At 61.6% G+C, this 21,796-nt stretch carries 13 protein-coding genes; 5 read left to right on the top strand and 8 right to left on the bottom strand.

All coding sequences use genetic code 11. The annotated features are described in order from the left end of the window. Positions 1-16 precede the first annotated feature (16 nt). Entirely contained in the window at positions 17-1,015 is a 999-nt protein-coding gene (locus tag HY962_15050; protein MBI5648247.1) for a dihydroorotate dehydrogenase-like protein, read from the top strand. Positions 1,016-1,102: 87 nt separating this feature from the next. Here HY962_15050 and HY962_15055 read toward each other — a convergent pair whose 3' ends face one another. Beyond that, positions 1,103-1,588 carry a hypothetical protein gene (locus HY962_15055; protein ID MBI5648248.1) on the bottom strand — a complete coding sequence of 162 codons (486 nt, stop codon included), beginning with the start codon at positions 1,586-1,588 and terminating at the stop codon, positions 1,103-1,105. Between the two features lie 323 nt (positions 1,589-1,911). Continuing rightward, positions 1,912-2,280 (bottom strand): hypothetical protein, encoded by a 369-nt coding sequence (locus tag HY962_15060; protein ID MBI5648249.1) that lies wholly within the window; start codon positions 2,278-2,280, stop codon positions 1,912-1,914. 412 nt (positions 2,281-2,692) lie between these two features. On the opposite strand from HY962_15060, the gene HY962_15065 reads away from it, so the two are divergent. Further along, entirely contained in the window at positions 2,693-4,699 is a 2,007-nt protein-coding gene (locus HY962_15065; GenBank protein MBI5648250.1) for an OmpA family protein, read from the top strand. Then, complete coding sequence (locus HY962_15070) at positions 4,696-9,705, top strand: choice-of-anchor D domain-containing protein (protein ID MBI5648251.1); 5,010 nt, start codon at positions 4,696-4,698, stop codon at positions 9,703-9,705. The genes HY962_15065 and HY962_15070 overlap by 4 nt, the downstream gene beginning before the upstream one ends. Before the next feature lie 247 nt (positions 9,706-9,952). Here the strand turns inward: HY962_15070 and HY962_15075 are convergent, their stop codons facing one another. The 6 genes from HY962_15075 to HY962_15100 all read right to left on the bottom strand — a co-directional run bounded on the left by HY962_15075 (position 9,953) and on the right by HY962_15100 (position 17,902). Beyond that, positions 9,953-10,852 carry a hypothetical protein gene (locus HY962_15075; GenBank protein MBI5648252.1) on the bottom strand — a complete coding sequence of 300 codons (900 nt, stop codon included), beginning with the start codon at positions 10,850-10,852 and terminating at the stop codon, positions 9,953-9,955. Then, a complete protein-coding gene (locus HY962_15080) occupies positions 10,849-11,625 on the bottom strand; it encodes a hypothetical protein (protein MBI5648253.1) in 777 nt (258 codons plus the stop codon). Before HY962_15080 ends, HY962_15075 begins: the two co-directional genes overlap by 4 nt. Then, a complete protein-coding gene (gene rsmG / locus HY962_15085; protein ID MBI5648254.1) occupies positions 11,603-12,316 on the bottom strand; it encodes a 16S rRNA (guanine(527)-N(7))-methyltransferase RsmG in 714 nt (237 codons plus the stop codon). Before rsmG ends, HY962_15080 begins: the two co-directional genes overlap by 23 nt. Before the next feature lie 3 nt (positions 12,317-12,319). After that, the gene (locus tag HY962_15090) at positions 12,320-13,897 is read right to left on the bottom strand and encodes a PD40 domain-containing protein (GenBank protein MBI5648255.1); all 1,578 of its coding nucleotides are present in this window, start codon (positions 13,895-13,897) and stop codon (positions 12,320-12,322) included. Beyond that, the gene (locus HY962_15095; protein MBI5648256.1) at positions 13,894-14,682 is read right to left on the bottom strand and encodes a hypothetical protein; all 789 of its coding nucleotides are present in this window, start codon (positions 14,680-14,682) and stop codon (positions 13,894-13,896) included. Before HY962_15095 ends, HY962_15090 begins: the two co-directional genes overlap by 4 nt. 85 nt (positions 14,683-14,767) lie before the next feature. Then, entirely contained in the window at positions 14,768-17,902 is a 3,135-nt protein-coding gene (locus HY962_15100) for a T9SS type A sorting domain-containing protein (protein ID MBI5648257.1), read from the bottom strand. Between the two features lie 340 nt (positions 17,903-18,242). On the opposite strand from HY962_15100, the gene HY962_15105 reads away from it, so the two are divergent. Both HY962_15105 and HY962_15110 read left to right on the top strand, forming a co-directional pair. Next, entirely contained in the window at positions 18,243-19,937 is a 1,695-nt protein-coding gene (locus tag HY962_15105; protein ID MBI5648258.1) for a T9SS type A sorting domain-containing protein, read from the top strand. 213 nt (positions 19,938-20,150) lie between these two features. After that, positions 20,151-21,764, top strand: coding sequence for a T9SS type A sorting domain-containing protein (locus HY962_15110; protein MBI5648259.1), 1,614 nt, complete (start codon positions 20,151-20,153; stop codon positions 21,762-21,764). Positions 21,765-21,796: the final 32 nt, after the last annotated feature.

Here is a 21,796-nt window from a genome sequence, read left to right on the forward strand (position 1 = left end):
ATACCAGGAACCCGCCATGGATCTCACCACAACCTACATGGGCATGACGCTGAAGAATCCGCTTGTGCCCTCCGCATCGCCTCTGTCGAAGGACATAGGCCACATCAAGGCGCTCGAGGATGCAGGCGCATCAGCCATCGTCATGTATTCGCTGTTCGAGGAGCAGATCACGCACGAGCAGATTGCTCTCGATCATTTCCTCACGCACGGCGCAGAAAGTTATCAGGAAGCCACGAGTTATTTCCCGCCGCAGAGCGACTTCAACCTCGGTCCCGACGAATATCTCGAGCACATTCACGTGGCAAAGGCCGCGACCGACATACCGATCATCGGCAGCTTGAACGGCGTCTCGCCGGGCGGTTGGATCGACTACGCAAAAAAGATCGAGCAGGCGGGCGCCGACGGTCTTGAAGTGAACGTGTACTACATCCCGACAGATCCGCGTTTCAACGGCGCGGAAATCGAGAAGATCTATCTCGAGGATCTGAAGCTGATCAAGTCGAGCATCAAGATCCCCGTGGCAATGAAGTTGAGCCCCTACTTCAGTTCGATGTCGCACATGGCCAAACAGCTCGACGAGGCCGGTGCCGACGCGCTCGTGCTCTTCAACCGATTCTATCAGCCGGACTTCGATCTCGACGCGCTCGAGGTGGTGCCGAGTCTGAATCTCAGCGTGTCATCCGAAGGCCGTCTTCCGCTGCGCTGGATCGCGATACTCTACGGGCACATCAAGGCGAGCATGGCGGCCACCACCGGCGTGCACACACACATCGACGCGCTCAAGATGCTGATGGCCGGCGCCGACGTCACCATGATGTGTTCGGCGCTGCTTCAGAACGGCATTCCCCGGCTCTCGCAGGTACTCGCCGATCTCAAACAGTGGATGATCGACCACGAGTACGAGTCCATCGCGCAGATGAAGGGCAGCATGAGCCAGCGCGCAGTTGCCGAGCCCGCGGCCTTCGAACGCGCCAACTACATGAAAGCGCTCAACAGTTGGAAAGTTCTCGTCTGATCTGATCTGCATCAATTGCGCCACAGAGCAAGCCCCTGCACATTGTGCGGGGGCTTTTTTTGTGGAAAGGAGAAAGTGGAAGGTCCGTCAGCGGCTGTTTCCACCGCAGAATTTTTCCAAGTGATCGACCACGGGTCCGACATGGAAAATAAACAGGCGGTTGCCGATTTCGAGCAGGCGTTCATCGAAGCCGGTTGCATCCTCTTCATAGACGTTGTCGCGCGACGCAACGGATCCCATTTGCGCGACGACCTTGTAGGCATTTACCGAGAGTCCACCGTCCATGTGCTGGGCCTCCACAAAGATCAGCGTGGGCCGACGGTTCGAGATTTCATCAACCGTCTGGATCTTTCGCGCAAAGGTGCGGAGATACCCGGAGTCCGGTAAAAATTGCTTCACAGAAAATCCCGATGCGATCACCGCGTTGCGCGCTTCGTTCATCACATCCGCGCGTGGACGGCCGCACGTGATGAACTGTGACTGCGGCAATGTTGACGCGCAGCCGGCCAACAGCATCGAACCCGCGAGAAAAAAGTATGCGCGGGGGTTGTTCAACAGAAATGATGGTCTCATCCCGAGAGTACTCCCGATGGTGTGTGTGATAGTTCCCTTCATGTGAACGTCACCTGCGGTCGACGCTGCACATGTCCGCTCAAACCTACAACGCTTCATCGAACATTTCAACCCACACAATCACACACAAATCTCACCCTTCACATTTCCACCTTCCACTATTCACTTTCCACCTTCCACCTTCCACCTTCCACTTTCCACCTTCCACCTTCCACCTTCCACTTTCCACATTCACGCAACGCACCATCGTCAGAAAAAAAAAGAGCCGCGTCTCATGACGCGGCCCGTGTCGTACATCGATGACGGCCGTGAGGCCGTGTGTGTTATTTCTTCTTTGCGGCCGGCTTCTTTGCAGGAGCGGCTTTCTTCGCCGGGGCGGCCTTCTTGGTCGCGGCCGGTTTCTTCGCTGCGGCGGGAGCTGCCTTCTTCGGGGCGGCCTTCTTTGCCGGAGCGGCCTTCTTCGCCGGGGCGGCCTTCTTTGCCGGAGCGGCCTTCTTTGCCGGGGCGGCCTTCTTTGCCGGAGCGGCCTTCTTTGCCGGGGCGGCCTTCTTTGCCGGGGCGGCTTTCTTTGCCGGGGCGGCCTTCTTTGCCGGGGCGGCCTTCTTTGCCGGGGCGGCCTTCTTTGCCGGAGCGGCTTTCTTTGCCGGAGCGGCCTTCTTCGCCGGGGCGGCCTTCTTTGTTGTTTCTGCCATGGTTGCCTCCATGATAGTGGGTGGATGAGTGATACCGGAGGTACGGTGAATCCGTCCCCCCGGATTTTATGCCTGATAGTGTGAGGAGATCAAACGTTTCAAATTTGCTCGCGATGTGATCGTGTTCTGCGCGAATGTGTCGCGGGGCTCGAAGTAAATCTGGTCGTCAATCAGCATGCGGGAGTATTGTGGTTCACCACGATCCGCTATAACTTTCCAAAGCTCCTGTTGCAGAGGCCGCGTTGCCGCGAAATGTTCTACGATGCTGACGCGTGTAAGACGATCACATGTTTCCATGCTTGATGCAAACTAACAAAAAAAAATCGCGCGCAACAAGTTTCGTACACAAATTCGCAGCATGCCTCGCGCATCCTTCCACTCACGCGATTCGTCCGCACTTCGACCACACCGCATGACACGACGTTTTCCGCGCACCCTCCTTCCCGCACTCGTCATCCTCGTCGCCGCACACGCGAGCGCACAACCTCTCGCGCACGATGCTCTGCCGCGTCCCGGCTACGGCGTGCTTGCGGGCATCTCCTTCAACACACATGGCGCAACATTCACGGGCCTCCCCGACGTGCCGAGCTGCTGCGGCGGCTACGACGGTGGAAGCGGCACGGGCTTCTACGCGGGCGCGATGTACGACGCGCGCATCAACACCACGCTCGGCGTGCAGATCGCGCTCGTGTACGCCGATCTCTCCGGCACACTGACGCGCAGACAGGCGATTGGTCCAGTGCTTACACCGACGGGTCCGCGCGAGGCCTTCGTCGAACACGAGATCGTCTCGACGACACACGCGCTGCTGCTGCGTCCGACTCTCGCGTATCAACTTGTCTCGTCGCTGCCCGTGTCGGTGTTCGCGGGCACGCAGCTCGGCCTGCTCACAACGAACGAGTACGCGCAGAAAGAGACACTGGTCGAGCCCGAAGGCGCGCTCTTCAACGACGGCAGCACGGTGCGCAACGCCTACACGGGCGCGGTGCCGGGCGCCTCGGGAATCTACGCGGCGTTCACCGTCGGTATGCGCGCCGCGCTATTTACGAGTCCGTCGTGGTCGCTGCAGCCGGAGGTGTCGTTCAACGCGTCGGTGAATTCGTTGAGCGGCGACGTCTCCTGGAATGCGAGCAGCCTGTGGGCCGGCGTCGCGATCCTGCATCATCCGCAGCCCGCGCCGCCACCGCCTCCTCCGCCGCCACCACCTCCTCCTCCGCCGCCGCCCGCGATCGCCGCGGCGCTCACGGCGCAGGCCCGTGCACTCGACGGCACGCCGCTGCCCGACGTGCGCATCGTGACGCAGCGCCTGACGCGCAGCGAACTTTTCCCGCTGCTCCCATACGTGTTCTTCGAGCAGGACCAGAGTGTGTTTCCGCAGCGCGGTATGCATCTGCTCGACGCGGCGGGCACGGACGCCTTCAACGAGACGGCGCTCCCCAACAACACGCTCGCGATCTACTACGACCTGCTCAACATCGTCGGCTCGCGTATGCGCGCGAAACCCAAGGCGCGCATCACGCTGACAGGATGCAACAACAGCAACGACAACGAGAAGAAAAATCTCGCGCTCTCACGCGCGCGCGCCGAGACGGTGCGCGACTATCTCGTGCACACGTGGGGCATCGAATCAAAACGCATCACCATCGCCTCGCGCAATCTCCCGAAGGAAGCGCCCGATCCGACGACACTCGAGGGTCAGGAGGAGGCGCGGCGCGTGGAAATCGGATCAACGGATCCTGATATCCTTTTCCCTGTCCGCTGGCAGGCGGCCGAGCAGCAGCTCTCGACGCCGCTCGTGGCGCTGCGTCCCGCGGTGACCGCCGAAAGCGGCGTGGCACGCTGGTCGCTCGCGCTCGCGCAGGGGACGCGGGCGCTGAAGGACTGGTCGGGCACGTCCATGCCGCCGCGGGAAGTCGTGTGGGCGATCGATTCGGCCACGATGCCCGTTCCGGGCAGCGCCGTGACGGCCACGCTGCGTGTGCGCGACGGCGCCGGACAGGACAGCAGCGCGGTCTACACACTTCCTGTCGAATCGGAAGTGCGGACAACCGAAATCATCGAGGAACAGGGCGGCCGGCGCATCGACCGCTTCAGTCTCATCCTCTTCGAATTCGAGAAGGCCGACATCGGACCCGAGAACGCGCGCATCCTCGACATCGTGCGCCGCGCCATCACGCCGCGCTCGCGCGTCACCATCTTCGGCTACGCCGACCGCACGGGCAACACCGAGTACAACCGCAACCTCGCGCGGCTCCGCTGCGAGGCCGTGACACGCGTCCTCGGGCGCACGCTCGACGGCATACCAGTAAAACTCGAAGCCGTGGGCAGCGACCGCCTGCTCTTCGACAACGCACTTTCCGAGGGAAGAAATTACTGCCGCACCGTACAGATCGTCGTTGAAACAGGACTGACACAATGAGACAGACCCGCCTTATGATCCGCCTCATCCTCCCCGCGCTCGCGGTGCTCCTCTCCGTGCAGACGCAGGCGCAGATCACGCTGAACCTCTCGGGCGCCGACGCATCGGCGTATCCGACCATCAAGGTGTTCTTCGAGGCGCGCGACCGCAACGCGGCGCAGATACGCTCGTTCGTGCCATCGGATTTTACTGTGGTGGAGGATGGTATCACGCGTCCCGTGCTCAGCGTCAGTTGCCCCCCGCCCACAACTCCACCGTTGTCGCTCACGCTCACGGTCGACATCAGCTACTCGATGTCGATCGCGGGGCGGCTCAACAACGCGAAGACGGCGGCGTCGGTGCTTGTGCGCTCGCTGAACTTCCCGCCGGCGCAAGTGGGCATCACAACATTCACCGACGATTCGTTTATCACGCTGCCCTTCTCCGGCGACACGACACAGATCCTGAGCAGCATCGCGTCCCTCACCACTGTGTCGCGCAGCGGCACCGACTTTCTGGGGGCCTGCCTCGATCCAACAACGGGCGCGCTGGACTTCACGAAGAACCGCACAGGCGACCGCTACATCATCTTCATCACCGACGGCGCGCAGAACCTGCTTGCCGCCGACGAGCAGCGCATCATCACCGCCGCGGTTGCCGCAAATCTGCGCATCTACACGGTGACATTATCACCCTTCATACAGAACTTCTCGCTGCGGCGCATCGCCACCGGCACGGGAGGATTGTGGTTCGAGGACATTACCACCGAGCAGGCGGCCATCGATGCATTCAAACGCATCGGCGACCGCCTCTACACGTATGCGCCGTGTGAACTGACGTATGTGACCAGCGGCTGCGAAACGCGCCGCAATGTGGACGTGACCCTGCGGAAACTTTCGTCCACCGCGACGAAGTCGCTGCAGTACCTCGTGCCCGCGGGCGCCATCGTGTCGCTGGAGTCGTCGAACCTCCTGCTCGACTACGGCGTTGTGGGCGCGGGCTCCTCGCGTCCGCTCAACGTGACGATTACTGCGCGCAACGGCGCGGTGAACGTGACGGGCTTGTCGACGTCGCATCCCGCGTACCAGATCACGTCGTTCGGCGGCAGCGCGCCGCCGTTCACACTCGCGGCGAACGAGTCGCGCGTGCTCCGCATACAATACACCGCGTCCGACACGTCGAAACTCGTGGCACAGCTCAACGTGCAGTGCAACGCGCCTTGTGTGAATCCGCCCGTGCTCTCCGCGGGTTCCTACAAACCCGACGCGCTGCGCCTCGTGCAGCCCAACGGCGGAGAGGTGCTGTACGTGGCGTCCTCGTACATGATCCGGTGGGCGGGCATTGCGCCGAATCAGCAGGTGATCCTCGAATACAGCACTGACGCCGGCGCGACGTGGTATCAGATCTCGCCGAACGCGTACTCCCTCGCCTCGAACTGGGTGGTGCCGAACACGCCGAGTCCCAACTGTCTCGGCCTCGTGCGCACGCCCGAAAAACGCGCGACAAACAAGGATGCCATCTGGCTGCCCTGGCAGCCGGAGGAGGTGGTGGATCTCGATATCGCCGCGGGCGGGGCGTTGTGCGCCACCGCGCAGGGTGACGGACACGTGAAGGTGTTTGCGCCCGACAACAGCGTGCTTATCGATATGCTCGCGGGACACACAGGCCGCGCCACCGCGGTCGCGTTTTCGCCCGACGGCTCGCTGCTCGCGAGCGGCGGCAGTGACGGGCGCGTGAAGATATGGTCCACCGCATCCGGCGCGCTGCTGCGCGACCTTGCCCACGGCGGCACGGTGCACTCGCTCGCTTTCGCGCGCGACGGCGCGACACTCGCCAGCACCGACGGCGGCGCGGTGGTGCTGTGGCGCACGTCGGATTGGAGCGAAGCATGGAGGCGCAACGGCGCGACAGGCACCGATGGGGCGCTCTGCATTTCGCCGAAAAACGCCTGGGTCGCGTCCGCAACCGGCAGCCAGATCGCGATACTGCGTTTTACCGACGGTTCCACGATGCAGACGCTGTCCGGTCACGGCGGCGCTGTCCGCGCATTGTCCATCACCGCGGGCGGACAGATGCTCGCCAGCGGAAGCGACGACCGCAGCATCATCCTGTGGAAGACCGCGACGTGGCAAAACACGGCGACGCTCAGCGGCCACACGGGCGCGGTGACTTCCGTGCAACTCTCGCCTTCGGGCCTGTACTGCCTGAGTTCCTCGCGCGACCGTTCCGTGCGCATATGGGACACGCGCCGCGCGCTTGCGACGCAGACCTTCACCGGCCACACCCTCGACGTCAACGCCGCGCGCACCGACGCGCGCTCGGGCCTCACCCTCTCGGGCGGACTCGACCGCACGATCCGTGCCTGGGGATATTCGCTGCCCCTCGACGACATGAGCGACAGTCTCTGGGCCATCATCGCCCCGAACACCACACTGCGGGTGGATCCGCCCGCGTTCACGACTGTGCTGTGCCCCGGCGAATATTCGGAGTCGGAGATCTTTTTCAAGAACACCGGCAATCAGCCGCTCACGATGCAGACCGCGACATTCAGCGGCAGCCCCGCGTTTTCCTTCGCCCCCGGATACTCGCTGCCTCCCGCCCGCGTGTTGCAGCCGGAGGACACGCTGCGACTGCGTGTGCGTTTTTACCCCGCGTCGCCGGGCGATCACCAGGGCACGATCACTTTCACCACCGATGCGCCGACGATGGCCACGTTCGACGTCCCGCTGCTCGGTCACAAGGACAGCGCCGGATTTTTCGCCCTGCCCGACACGATCGACACGGGCGAGTTGTACGCATGTACGCTCCCCGCGGTCTTTTCCATCGAACTCACAAACGCGGGCACGGTCAATCTGCGCATTGACTCGCTCGATGCCGCTTTCACCGGTTCGATGCAGCTCGAGCCCACACTGCCTCATCCTCTGCTCGCGGGTGAAATCGACACGCTCACTCTCTCGCTGCGGCCCGGGCAACTCGGACCCTTCGTCGGCCGCCTGATTCTGGGCGCGCCCACTTGTGATGTGCGCGACACCATCGTGCTGACAGGATCTCTCGTTGCGACACGGCCCGTTCTTACGCCGGATCCTGTGGCGTTCGGATTCACAACCGTAGGCGATACGAGCCAGCAGGCAGCGTCGCTGCGCAATCCGACACGCGCGCCCATGACCATCGACACGATCACGATTGACAATACCGAGTTTTTCATCACAAGTCCCACGGCATTCCCGCTTGTCATTCCCCCGCTCGACAGCATCCCCGTATCGCTGTCGTTCGCTCCTGTGACGGAGGGTACCGCGTTCGCGCGGCTGACGGCTTACAGTTCCGCGCCGTGCGCCGACACGGTGCAGGTCGGCGTACGCGGCAGTGCCGCGCGCAAACCCGCCATCGCATTCCGCGGAGGAGAATTCGAAACACTGCTGTGCCCCGACCGCCTGTTCACCGACAGCATCGTGGTGCTGCGTAACACCGGCGGCGTTGCGCTTCTGGTGTCGAACATGGATATCCGCGGGACGCACGCGGGCGACTTCAGCATACTGACCAGTACAACCGGCACCATCGCTCCGGGCGATTCCATGACCGTGCGCATCCGCTTCGAGCCGAAGGGCACGGGCCTTCGCACGGCGACACTGCGTGTGACGAACAACTCGTCGCAATTGCCACAGCTCGACATCTCGCTTGTGGGCCGCAAGGATTCCGCGGGCTTCGTGATCGATCCGCCCTCGATCGACGCGGGTGTGGTGCACGTCTGTGATCTCCCCGTGATACGCAAAGTCGTGTTCCGAAACACGGGGACGGTGCCTTTGAGTATCGACCTTGTCGCGGGTTCGCTGCCCGCGTTTGCACGCATCGAAAATCCGCCGCCGCTCTCGCTTCGGAACAACGACACCCTAGAGGTGTTCGTGCGATTTCTCCCCACGCAGTTCGGTCCCGCGGCAGGTGTGGCACGTTTCTCCGCTTCACCCTGCGGCGAGACTGCCGCACTCGCGCTTGCGCTCGTGTACGAACCGTCGACACCGCTGGCGCGTCCCGCACCCGTCGACTTCGGATCGCTGGGCGTGGGCGTGCGACAGACACGGCGTACCTATGTTGTGAATCCGGCGAGCGTGCCGATGCGTGTCACAACGCTCGACCTGCTGCCGCTGCCCGGTCCCACACTCCGCCGTGTGCAGCCGGCCACACTGCCCGCGACAATTGCGGGCCGCGATTCGCTCCTGGTCGAATATGAATACGCTCCGACTGCGGACGAGTTAATCACGGCCACATTGCACGTGGTTACCGACCTGCCCTGCACAGATTCCGTGCGGCTTGCCGTGCGCGCAACCGGTGTCGGAGCGCTGTCGCTCATCACGCTGCCGACACTCAGTGCGGAAATCGGCACACGGGTCCGCATCCCCGTCACGCTCGCAACGAGCAGCAATCTCGCCCTGACATCCACACACTCGCCACGCGCGCAGATCGTGTGGAACAGATCGATGTTGTGGCCCATTTCGGTGAACGCAAACGCAGGCACCGCCACGATGACCTCGCAGGCAGAGGGCGACAGTCTCGTCGTCACCGTTGATGTGCAGCAGACGGGCACTCCGGCGAATGGCGCGCTGGCCGAGATCGAATGTCTGGTCCTGCTCGGCACAAACGATTCAACCGCGCTCACCCTGCGCTCCTTCGCGTGGACCGCGGGCACCGCCGCGGTGCAGACCAGCAACGGCGTCTTCACCGCGCTGGGCATCTGCGATCAGGGCGGCCAGCGTCTGATGTCGATGTCGAACCTCGTCAAACTCTTCGGCAACACTCCGAATCCGTTTAATCCCGAGACGGTCATCGAGTACGAACTCCCCGACGAGATGTACGCAGATCTGCGCGTGTTCGACGGCCTCGGACACGAGGTGGCCATGCTCGCCACGGGCGTCCACACACGCGGGAGACACCGCGCCGTGTTCCACGGTGACGGCCTCGCAAGCGGCACCTTATTCGCCGTCCTCCGTGCCGCGGGTGTCACACGTCTCCTGCCGATGCTGCTCGCCAAGTAAGTCACTTGCCGGCGTCGGCCTGACTTGCTCGGGCGGACGCTCGCGACAGTGAACGAGGAACTGGGAACGAGGAACTGGGAACTGGGAACGAGGACTTGGGAACGAGGAACTGGGACCTGGGAACTGGGAACTGGGATGCGTTCGCTTCAAGACCCGTCTCCTGTCTCCTTCCTCCTGTCTCCTCACACTCCCTTCATAGATCGATCTACCAACTACCAACTACCACCTACCATCTACCATCTACCATCTACCGCGCATCAACTTTCCGAAAACCGATCGCAGTGCGGAATTCGAGCACGTTGCTGCGGGCAGACACACTCGCGTGAGAGAACTCTAAAAGATGCGGGACAAACTCGAAGGACCCCGCATTGACTTTCTGCGACGGCACGGGAAAGGCCACCTCGGTACGGAGCGCGAGCGGGATCACCAGCGGCTGCATAATTTCGGATAACTGGATCGGGATATCCTGATTCCACGGGATTCCCCATTCAAGCAGCGTGACTGTGAAACGCGCCTTGAGCATGAGCGTGCGGGACACGGGTTTCAACACGGCCGTACCGGTGTCGGTGGCGCGCACGTCGAACGCGATGCGTTCGTTTAAAGAGAGGTCGATGTCGGGTTTCGCACTGGCGGGGATGCCGGTGTACCTGCCCGACGCGGCGATGCGGCCGTGCCCCTCGATGACAAGATCCGCCTCGAGGCGATTGTTCTCGAAGCGGTCGAAACGGAATTGCGCAAGATTCAACACCACCGCGCCACTGTCGATATCGAGCGTGTTTGTGTACGAGATGCCCAGAATCGATTTCTCGGCCTTCACGAGCGGACGCGTAGGAAGAAACCGGAGACGCACATCGTCGCTGCGCACATACACGAAGGCGCGGGTGATGCGGTTGAGCGCATCCATACGCACTCGTGTCACCAGATCGGCACCGCCCGGCACAACCGCTCCGGCGGCACGCACACGCGCCTCCGCCGAATCGAGACGCGCGGCATGGCGGACGGTCTCCGCGCGGGACTGTTCGACGGTGGGCAGATGCACCGACGAACACGCGGCGAGATAGCACGTCATGCCGCAGAGCAGGACCAACAACGGCGCAGCGGTGCGCGCGCGACGCGATGCGGATGATTGCGACGCACGGCTGCTCATTTCGCCTCCGCGTTGGCGAGGTTCAACGCCACAAGCATGCGGCCTTCGAAGAACAGCGCCTCCTTGATGCGGAGGGTTGTGCGCAGCACTCTGCGCGGGCTGTCGATGTCGAGATTGATACCGCTTCGCACCTGCACGCGGCTGCCTTCGACAGGGAACGTGGACGCGGATTCGACGGGCAGCACAATGGGCGGGAGATCTTCGCCCAATCGCGCCAGACGCACCTTGATGAGATCGCGGATGATGTCGGACGCGGCTGAGAGGAGTCCGCCCGCCGACACATCGGGAGCGATATTAAACGGTTCGAGACGCGCGACCAGCCCGTCTTTCTCGAATGAGAGTGTGAGCACACAGTCCATGAGCAGACGCACGTCCACCGCGTAGTCCTCATTCCGCGCGTCGAGCGCAAGCGAGACGATGGCGCAGCCGTTGCGCAGCGCTGCCGTTGCTCCGCGCACGACGTAGGGCGTCTGTTCGTCCAGGCGTCCCGGCACCCCGACAACCTGCGCGAGCGCCTTGTTGACGGCCTCGGTGCCGAAGGTCACCACAACGTCGGCCTGCGTGACGGGCTCCCTGTTCTCGAGCCGGCGTGCGAGAGCCGTCGCGGCGTCGGCGCGGATGCGGGTCACCGCCGCCTCGCGCGATGCGGCGAATTGTTCCGCGTCGATGTCGGCGCCCGCAACGGTGCGGACAATGCCGCATCCGGTGCACCACATCAGGAGAAGGACGGCTGCAGCGATACGCGCCGTATCACGACCCGAAAAAAAAGACACGCAACACCTTTTTATCCTGTTCCACAAAGTACGGTTCACCGGGCAGCGCGAGCGCATGCGTCTCGATGGACCGCACATCCTTCCGTGCCCGGGTCTCGGTCAACTCGTCCGCAATGTCGCCACCCTTCCAGGCGAGCAGCATGCGGGGTCCGTCACGCCGCAGCAGCGGCGAAGCCCAGGCGGCGAGCGCGGGTAACGCGGTGACGGCGCGCGCCACCACGACATCGGCATCGCGGCCGAGTATATCGCGCACGGCCGCATCCTCGACCCGCGCATTGAGGCAATGCACGTTCGCGAGCTGCAGCTCACCCGCCATGGCCTCGACCGCGCGTATTTTTTTCGCGATCGAATCACAGAGCAGGAATCGCGTGTCGGGACGCAGAATCGAGAGGGGTATGCCCGGCAACCCGCCGCCGGTGCCGATATCGATCCAGTACCCGCCCGCGGGCAACTGCAGCACGGCAAGGGGCGCGAGTGAATGCAGCAGATGGTTGCGCCACAGTTCGGCCTCGTCCTTGCGCGAGATCAGGTTGAGACGCGCGTTCCATTCGCGCAGCAACTGCGCGTAGCGTGCCAGCGCGCGCTCCTGCTCGGCGTCCACCGGCAATCCCGCCTCGCGCAGAATGTCGCACGCGTGCGACGCGCCCGCGTCGGGAGCGGGAGGAAAGGCGAGAATACCGGACTCACTCATCCGTCATTCGTTGCGGTAAATGGCTATTTCGACGCGGCGGTTGCGCTGCCGTCCCTCGTCGGTGGTATTCGACGCGACGGGATTCATCTCGCCGTAGGTCCGCACCTCCAACTCGCGCCGGAGCTTCCCCATCCTGCCGACGAGATAGCGTTCGACGTACTTGCTCACTTCGCTCGCGCGGTTGTAGCCGAGCCGGATGTTGTACATTTCGGTGCCCAGAGAATCCGTATGACCCGACACCACCACAGTGGAGTTCGGGTAACGTGTCAGCAGCGCCACGACACTGTCGAGATTGCGCTTCTCCTCGGGCCGGATGTTGAACAGGTTAAAATCGAATTCCACTACAAAGGCGTAAATCTTGCGCTCCTGTTCCATCACCGGTGTCAGCAGTATACGGCGATCGTGACGGCCCTCGGATTCGAGAGGATAAAAGAACGAATCCACGGCGCTGGCATATCCCGGATGTGACGCGGTCACGCGATACTCGACGCCGTCGCGCACACGCGCTTCCGCGCGGCCTTCTGCGTCGGCCCGTATACCCACTTCCTCATCGCCGTCCGCACCAAAGACCACAAAAGCGGGTATGGGATCGAGCGTAAAGGCGTTGCGCGCGGTGTATCGGACCGAGAAGGGCGCGCGTACCGTCGCGACCGGCGGCGGTGCCGCCGTGGCGCTCTCGCGCGTACTCGCCACGTAGAGATCGAAACCGCCGCGGCCGCCGTCGCGCGAGGAACAGAAGTAGAGCGTGTCACCGGCCCCGCGCGCGAGGAACGCGTCGTCCTCGTCGCTGTTGAAAGGTCGGCCGAGATTGAGCGGCGTGCTCCACACTCCGCGCGCGGATCGCGTGAGGAAGATGTCGAAACCGCCGTATCCGGGCAGGTAGTCGGACGAGAAAAACAACGTGTCGCCGACCGCCGAAATGCGCGGCGCCTTCTCGTCGCCGGGAGTGTTCACCGGTTCGCCCAGATTCACGGGCGCGGACCACGCGCCGTCGCTTCCCTTCTTCGCCATCCAGATGTCGCTGCCGCCGTGTCCGCCGTGCCGTTCCGAAGCGAAATAGAGTTTCGTCCCGTCGGCCGTGAGCGACGGGTGGCTGTCCCATTCCTGGCTGTTGAGAGGGGCGCCGGGATTGTGAACGCCGGTGATCATGCCCTTTTCCTCGCGCCCGAAGACGAGGTCACAATCACCCACTCCGCCCGGCGCGTAACACCGCACGAACACTGCTTCGCCGCCGGGAGAGATGGCCAGTACACCTTCGCCTTCAGCGCCGGCTGCTGCGGCCGTGGCGCGCGCGAGTTCCGCGCCGCCTGGTGCCAGGCGGTACAGCCGGTCATGTCCGTCGCCGTCTCCGCTGCTCCTGTTCGATGTAAAATACACGCCGCCATCACCGGACGGCAGCGGAGCCAAATCGTCCGCTTCGCTATTGGCCGGTGTGCCCGCATTCCGGACCGTGTACTCCTTTGTTTTCTGCCAGGTGGCCGAGGGTCCGGCGCCGCAGCCGGCAACCGTGCAATACAGCACGATCGGGAGCAGGGGCAACAGCCCGCGAGCTGCGGAGCGCGAGCGGAAACGTGTCGTCATAACCGCACCTTCAACATCATGTCGCCCTGCAGTGTCAGAACTTTCCACGACGGATCGGACGAGGAAAGCGCCGAGATGGGCAGGCCCGCGGTGAAACGCGGCGTCAGAACGAAACGGTTCGAGAGTCGCACGTCGCCGCCAACACCGAGCGACAGACCGAACTGCACGGCGCGTCCGCCCGGTATGTTCGTCTCACTCAGGAGCACGACTCGGTCGCTTCCGTTTTTATAGACGGTGCCGGGTGTGAGGATCTGCTCGGTGTTGTCGTAGCGCGCGTGCAGGGGGATGCAGATGTCGAGACCCGCGTGCAGGAACACCGCGGTGTACGGGAAATACCATTGTATCGCGGGCACGAGCCGAATCGACCGGTGTGAAACGACCGACGTCTTTTTATACTGCACGAGCGAATCAGGCACGTTTCCGATAAAGGTCGATACGCGCGTTTCTTCGAAGGAAAACGTGGCCGAATAGTCGTGGTACATCACCGTCACCGACAGGGCAAAACCGAGTTTCGGATACTGAATCACCGCCGCGAGGCCGGGAATAAAACGCACGCCCTCCGCGTCGCGGAACGAGCAGTCGCAATTCGGAGTATACGATCCGATATGCCGGTACATGTACCCGCCGAGCACCGGAGCGATGAAGTAGCGGACGGGCCGCGCGATCATGACATCGCTCTCGTACGGTTCCGCGGGCGCCGAGGCCGTCTGCGCACGCAGTGCACCCGCAGCGAACATGAGCGCGGCAAAGGCGAAGGGGACGGCTGAATGCAGGTGCGGTCTCATCGGAGAAGTTTCGGATTGGACACAAGGTACGGGAATTGCCCGTGCATCACCAAGCCGCGTCTCTCCGCTGTGATGCGACGCGGCTTCATCGCGTACGCAATACACGCAATGTGCGCGTGCCGATGCGCGTCTGCAGCATGGCGACATACATTCCCACCGGCACGTCTCGGAGATTCAATTCGCCGGTCCAGGTCCCGCGCAGACTTCTGCCGACAGGGATGGCGGCCACGCGCCTGTCATGGAGGTCGTACAGCACCAGTTCTCCATCCTCGACGTCGGACGGAATATAAAACCGCACGACGCCGCTGCTGGGATTCGGCAGGGCCGCAAAACCGCCGTCAGTCGGCGCAGCCGGATCCGTGAGACCCGTCACTCGCGGCCCTCGGTTCGTTCGATACCCGGCGTTAAACGAATAGGCGTCGTGATAGGAGAAACCGTACGCGGTAACGCCGACGCCGCGCGGGTCGGATGTTTCGACCGAATGTGTCGTGTTGCTCACCGCGAGTCGCGCTGCGCGGAGAGTCGTCAGTGGGACGCGGTGAAACGCAGTGTCGGGCAGGGGAACTCCATCAATCACGACAGCCGACTCGCCTCCCTCGTGTACGGTGAGGTTGAGGAAGGATGTGGCACTGTCGAGCACACCCGAATTCACCACATGACAGGCGCTGAATCTATTGGACGGGACCATTATTGTCATTGATGCATCGCCATATTCATTCGACGGATCGTCCCACGCGGCCGAATTTGCAAACTGCGCCACCGACACGGGTTTTGATGCCGTGATCACGGCCGTTTCCGCGCGCTGGAATTCCATCCAGTCTCCCCTCTGCGCGAGTCGCACAGGGGCATCGGTACCGATGGTCACATCTGTCGAATCGGCCGTGGCTACCACCTTGTATGTGTCGCCTCTCCTCCGCGACAGGAACGGCATCGCCAGAAATTCCTTCCCCAGAAAATCGTCGGGCGGAAGTTGCTCGGCATGATGATTGAGGAAGCCGTAGTTCGGCAGCGAGTTTTCAGGGATCCATCCGGATTGTGCACCGCCAAATACCGTCACCGGTTTGTCCGCTACGATGAAACTGCCTGTCAGACCGCCGAACGCTCCCGTGATCCCACTTTGGACCCGGTAGCAGTCGCCCTGTTGCAACGTGACTTGAAACGGCACGCGCGGCGGCCGACGTGTGGACGTCAGGCCGAAGGGCGTGATGGTGACCGAGGTAGCGTCTTCTGTTGCCACAACGACAAACTGCTCATCCGTCGTGGAGTAGTTGTACCCCGCCGCATGATAGGAGGTACCGAGCGCGTGAAGGGGCAATACGAGCGACGCGTCGCTGTGATTCTCGACGAGACTCGCGATGGTTATCGACACCGGGCGGTCGGAGCGGACAAACACGCCGCGTTTCACGGGGGTCTCCGGCAGGATCTCCTGCGCACTTTCCTCCACATCGAAGTACGCTGTTCCTCCCGCAGGCACCGTGATGTCGTTGCTGCGTCCCAACCAACCACGTGTAATGGTGACACGTGCCGCCTCGACTGCAGAGGCGAACACGCGCAGTGTCAGCGTGCCGCTGCCGTTGTTCGGCGGAAAGGCCAGCCAGAATTCCCTTCCACGAATGGTGGCTGCACTGTCGGTGCAGATCTGTTTCGGAATAATCGCCGGTATCGATATATGTGAAGTGCAGCGCAGTGTGTCGAGCCCCGCGCCACTCACGATGACACTCACTTGTACAAGCGCAGCCTTGCTGCGGGGCAGCGCTTCGAGCACCCATCCCGCGCTTCCCGTCGCTCCGGGTGCAAGTGTGATCGGTGCTATCGGCATCGACGCTGCTCCGCCGACACGTTTCAGCTCCGGAGGGACAGTGATCGTCGCCGTCAGAGACGAAAGGACCGCGGTACCTGTGTTGCGTACCGTCACCGTCAGCGGAATGGTCGTCGGATCGTAGGCACTGCTGTCGGCGTTCAGATTGAGCGAAAGCGTATCCGGACATGAGAGCGCCGCTTCGAACCGGGGCATGGGCGGGATACGCGTTTCAGCAGTGCAGCGCTGTGCCTCCTGTGCCGGATCTGTCAGATCGATGGGGAATGAGAGCACACGAAGCGTGTCCGTCGCATCCGCATGAAATCGCCATGCGACACGCACGCTGTCGCCTGGGAAAAGCGGAACAGAGGAGCTATGTGTCTGATTCTCGCCTGCAGCGAGGCGCGCGCCGGGCGGCACGCCGATACTCAGCGACCACGACGGCAACGGCAGCGATCCCGTGCTTCGAACGACGGCCGACACGGTGAACGGATCCGGCGTGTACGCGTTTTGTGCGGCGTTCACCGCGACCCGTTCCGCGCCGCATACAAGCGCGGCATCAAAATCGGCGAGGTACCCGTAATCCGTCTCGATCGTGAAACTTGCGCCGGGCGCGAGAGCGCGCTGGTCCCACTGCGAGAGAACCGCGGCATCCCAGATACGCAGACCGCTCGCGCGATAGTCCCACGCCGCCGCGCCGAGATAGCCGTTGTCCTGCCACTGGCCTGCCACAAATCGCGACGGTGCATCCGTGCCGCCGCCACGCAGACGTCCGCGCACCACGATGGGACTTCCCGCGACACGTCCGTGCCACTGGTCGGGAATGGCATCACCAAACCATTCACGCTCGAGGCGCACCGTATCGCTCTGCACTGCGAGACTCACAAGATCACTGTGCTCGAGGAACACATCCAGCATGAGCAGAAATCCCGCGTCCAGCACACGTGCACCCAGATTCCTCACACTCGTGCGCACACGGACGAATGCATAATCACTCTCGAGCATGGGGACGAAGTCCATCCGCAGCGACACGCTGTCGCCGCCCGCGTGCAGCACAGCGACAAACACGACGCTGTCTCCCTCCTCCCTTGCGATGCCGGCGGGCATACGCGTTGTGCCGAGCGGGGGCTGCGGACGGTGCAGATCGTTGTTCGTGAACACCGTCGAGCCGAGGCGCACGTTCGCGAACGATGTCGCGTTGTCACCCTGAAAGAAAAGGAGCGGCACACCTTTTTTTGTGCGCACGGCGAACTGCCCGCTGTGCCGGTCGACCGCCACTGTGATCGCCACATTCGAGGCCTGTGCGAAGCCGGCATTGTCAAGGGAGGCGGATGCCCGTGCTCCGCTCTTTATCTGTGCCTCACCCGAGATCATCAGCACAAGACTCAGCAACAACACCGCAGGAACATAGAATCTCATCATGCTCTCCTCTGGCTTTATAAGGTGGTGACCCGGCGTGCACCGGATCACGATCGCTGCCCATGCAGAAAAATATCCGTGTGGCCGGGGAGAAACAACGCCTGCGCCTCGAAAATTTTCCATGGAAAGATTTCCTCTTATTTGTGTCAGGATTTTCCACCTTGTGATGTCTTGATCTGGATGGTTCGGTGAAACATCGACGGTCCCGCGGCGAAATTCTCGCGATTTTGTTTGATCCGTCGGCTTTTTTCTTTCATTGCAACGGTTTTCACGCTATATTTTTTTGATGGTCCAACCACTAGTTGAACGAAAATTGCCTTGATTTCGTCAATAAAGTTGAACAATGTATAGACGCGTAATCAGATCACCCCAGAAGGAGGTCAGCAGCATGAACCGGCGTACTACATTCTTTGCCTTGGCGCTTCTCCCCATGCTCGTTTTTGCAACCCTCGCAACGGCACAGCAGCGAAGCGACAACTCCCGTCACACGGTGCTGAACAGCTCGTCTGGTGGCACCCTGCTCGTCACGCAGGGCGGCGGCGTGGGATTCGATCAGTCACACAGGCTGCTGGACATCGATAAACTCGTGGGCGAGGAAGTGTGCTTCACACTCACCGCGAAAGATCAGAACGGCAATGTCATCCGCAGTTGGAACGTGAACGGCAACCCGACAACAATCACCCTCAAGGGTTCGGACGCGAACACCGACTCGAGCACGCGGTCCTGGAATGCGGATCCCGACGGCTATTCCTGGGCCCGCCTCACACATAACGGCACGCCTCTCACTCAGGTCGGCCCGAACGAGTGGTCCATCCCCAACACGGACTTCGACTCGCTCGGTCAAGCGCGCATCTGCCTCACGCACAGCAAGGCGCTGAAGGGTGTGACACTGATGGTCACCCCGTTTTTCTCGGGCCTGAATCAGGAAACCGAGAAAATGAACTTCACGGAAATCGGCCAGACGAACTACCTGGTCGAAATCACGTCGCACGTGCCCGGGAAAACCGCCGTATATCACATGCGTCAATACGAACTGACCGTCACCCCGCGCGACCGTTACCTGAATGTGACCAACGTCGAAATGGCCACAAAATTCTCGGCACGCTGGCCGGGCGAGTTCGATAACACGATTCCCGGACTGGCCGACATCTTCGCGGGTGAAGTGTTCATCAAGGGACCGACGCCCTATCTGGTCGCCTCGCGCATCATCCGCGAGCTGCCCGGCGACATTCTCCAGTACATCGTCGCCTACGCTTCGTCCGATCCCACGATCAATGGACGTACAAACGACTACGAAATTCTCAGTCATGAGCCGGTGGATTTTGTGCTTCTCACACCGCCCGATCATACGTTCCTGTCGATCGACGTGAACAATGAAAAGACACCGATGGATTTCACGTGGACCAAGCCCTTCCCGTCGGATCCATATTTCCAGATCAAGACCAGCAACTCGAGCAGCGCGGTGTATTCCGACACAGTCGCGTACACCCTCGTGTTCATCGACAGCACCAGTCTCACCTTCTCGCAGCGATATCCGTCGAACAACGTGGGCACCGAGCCCAAGCTGACCATGCTGTATCAGCAGATCCGCGACGTGGCGAACCGCATGGCGGGTCGTACCAATTGGCGCAACTACAATCTGGTGTGGTACGTGGAAGCGACCGACGGCCTGTACGTGACGAAGAGCGGACCGCCCGCCAACGATCCATCGAATCGTCCGGGTTTCTATCTCACACTCGGCATCCCTGTCGGCACTGCTCCCGTTGCCGCTCCTGCGCGTCTCGGCCTGAGCCAGAACTACCCGAATCCGTTTAATCCCTCGACCTCGATTCGGTTCTCGATTCCGACGACAGGCCGTGTGCAGCTCCGTGTCTTTGATCTTCTCGGCGCACATGTCGGAACACTTGTGGACGAAGTCCACGAAGCGGGTGAATACAGCGCATCCTTCGATGCCTCCTCCCTGCCCACCGGCATCTACGTGTACAAGCTGCAGTTCGAGGGCAAGACACTCACACGCCGCATGACACTCATGAAGTGATTCCATTGAAATACAACACAGGCGGCCTTCGGGCCGCCTTTTTTTTTAGTCGCATCGGGGCGCATCCCGGGATGATCGCTGCCAGTGCCGACACGCACGACGGGCGGTGAGCCGCCGGACGAATCGCGATTGTCTCATGATTTCACTTGATTACGGATATGCAAATCCGGATTTTTGTTGCACGCCAGGGTTCATTCAACAGGAGTCAGCAGCATGAAACAATGCAGTGTTATTGCAGGTACGATGCTTACGATGTTTTTCCTTGCACTCACGTGTGCTGATGCGCGGGATGGGAACGGCAGCGCGGCCGCTCGTGGCATCCACGGAGGTGTGGTCTTCGAACGGACGCTCCGCCTCACCGACATCGACAAAAAATCAGGCGAGGAGGTGTGCTTCACACTCACCGCCAAGGACCAGAACGGCAACGTGATCCGCAGTTGGAACACCAGCGGCACACCCACCACCATCACGCTCAAAGGATCCGACGCAAACACCGACTCGAGCACACGTTCCTGGAATGCGGATCCCGACGGCTACTCCTGGGCGCGGCTCACGCACGAGGGCACGCCGCTCACACAGCTCTCGCCGAACGAGTGGTCCATCTCGAACAACGCGTTCGACGCCAACGGCCAGGCGCGCATCTGCCTCATACACAGCAAGGCCTCGAAGGGTGTCACACTCATGATCACACCGTTCTACGCGGGGCTGAATCAGGAGACGGAGAAAATGAACTTCATCGAAGGTGATCAGACAAATTACCTCGTGGAGTTGACCTCGCACGTACCGGGAAAACCGGCCGTGTATCACATGCGCCAGTACGAGATCACGGTGACGCCGCGCGACCGCTATCTGAATGTGACACACGTGGAAGTGGCGACACGATTCTCGGCCCGCTGGCCGGGCGAATTCGACAACACGGTTCCGGGGCTGGCCGACATCTTCGCCGGTGAAGTGTTTATCAAGGGACCGACGCCCTATCTGGTCGCCTCACGTATAATCCGCACACTGCCCGGCGACATCCTCCAGCATATAATTGCATATGCTTCGTCCGATCCCGCGATCAACGGCCACAGCGACGACTACGAGATCCTGAGTCACGAGCCGGCAGACTTTGTATTGATCCAGCCTCGTGATGGTGCAAGAATCATTCTTTGGACGGCAATTCAGACCGAGGATTTTACATGGTCAAAGCCAAGCCCTGCCGATCCCTACTTCCAGATAAAAACGAGCAATACACGAAACGACGTTTTTTCGGACACCGTGTCGTACACACTGGTGTTCCTCGACAGCGTCAGCCTGACTCGTTCCCTTCGCTTTCCATCCAACGGACTCGGCGCTGATGCGAAGCTGACACTTTCCTACGCGCAGTTGGGAAATGTGATACTCTTCATGTCGGGTTCAAAGATGTCCCGGGCCTACACAGTCGTCTGGTATGTAGAAGCGACCGACGGTTTGTACATAAAGCGCAACACACCTCCCGCCAACGACCCAACCAAACGCCCTGGGAATTACCTCTTTATCAGGTACGACCTCTATGACGGGGCCACCCCTGTTGCCGCCCCTGAACGTCTCGGCTTGCAGCAGAACTATCCGAATCCGTTCAATCCTTCCACCACCATCCACTATTCCATCCCTGTGAGCGGCCGCGTGCAGTTGCGGATATATGACCTGCTCGGTGCCCCGGTACGGACTCTTATCGACGACAACCGTGCGGCAGGTGAATACAACGCCGACTTCGATGCGGCTGGCCTCCCTTCCGGCACCTATATCTACAAGCTCAGCTTCAACGGCGAGACTCTCACGCGCCGCATGACGTTGATGAAGTGAGTGCAGTGCCGCAACGGATAAAATGATAAACG

This window comes from Ignavibacteriota bacterium (assembly GCA_016218045.1).
GTDB lineage: Bacteria > Bacteroidota > Ignavibacteria > SZUA-365 > SZUA-365 > JACRFB01.

Bases quoted from the DNA above. Each gene is read 5' to 3' on its own strand.
- HY962_15100 (MBI5648257.1), bottom strand. From the start codon at position 17,902: ATGATGAGATTCTATGTTCCTGCGGTGTTGTTGCTGAGTCTTGTGCTG.
- rsmG (MBI5648254.1), bottom strand. From the start codon at position 12,316: ATGAGTGAGTCCGGTATTCTCGCCTTTCCTCCCGCTCCCGACGCGGGC.
- HY962_15095 (MBI5648256.1), bottom strand. From the start codon at position 14,682: ATGAGACCGCACCTGCATTCAGCCGTCCCCTTCGCCTTTGCCGCGCTC.
- HY962_15090 (MBI5648255.1), bottom strand. From the start codon at position 13,897: ATGACGACACGTTTCCGCTCGCGCTCCGCAGCTCGCGGGCTGTTGCCC.
- HY962_15110 (MBI5648259.1), top strand. From the start codon at position 20,151: ATGAAACAATGCAGTGTTATTGCAGGTACGATGCTTACGATGTTTTTC.
- HY962_15105 (MBI5648258.1), top strand. From the start codon at position 18,243: ATGTATAGACGCGTAATCAGATCACCCCAGAAGGAGGTCAGCAGCATG.
- HY962_15065 (MBI5648250.1), top strand. From the start codon at position 2,693: ATGACACGACGTTTTCCGCGCACCCTCCTTCCCGCACTCGTCATCCTC.
- HY962_15050 (MBI5648247.1), top strand. From the start codon at position 17: ATGGATCTCACCACAACCTACATGGGCATGACGCTGAAGAATCCGCTT.
- HY962_15060 (MBI5648249.1), bottom strand. From the start codon at position 2,280: ATGGCAGAAACAACAAAGAAGGCCGCCCCGGCGAAGAAGGCCGCTCCG.
- HY962_15055 (MBI5648248.1), bottom strand. From the start codon at position 1,588: ATGAGACCATCATTTCTGTTGAACAACCCCCGCGCATACTTTTTTCTC.
- HY962_15075 (MBI5648252.1), bottom strand. From the start codon at position 10,852: ATGAGCAGCCGTGCGTCGCAATCATCCGCATCGCGTCGCGCGCGCACC.
- HY962_15070 (MBI5648251.1), top strand. From the start codon at position 4,696: ATGAGACAGACCCGCCTTATGATCCGCCTCATCCTCCCCGCGCTCGCG.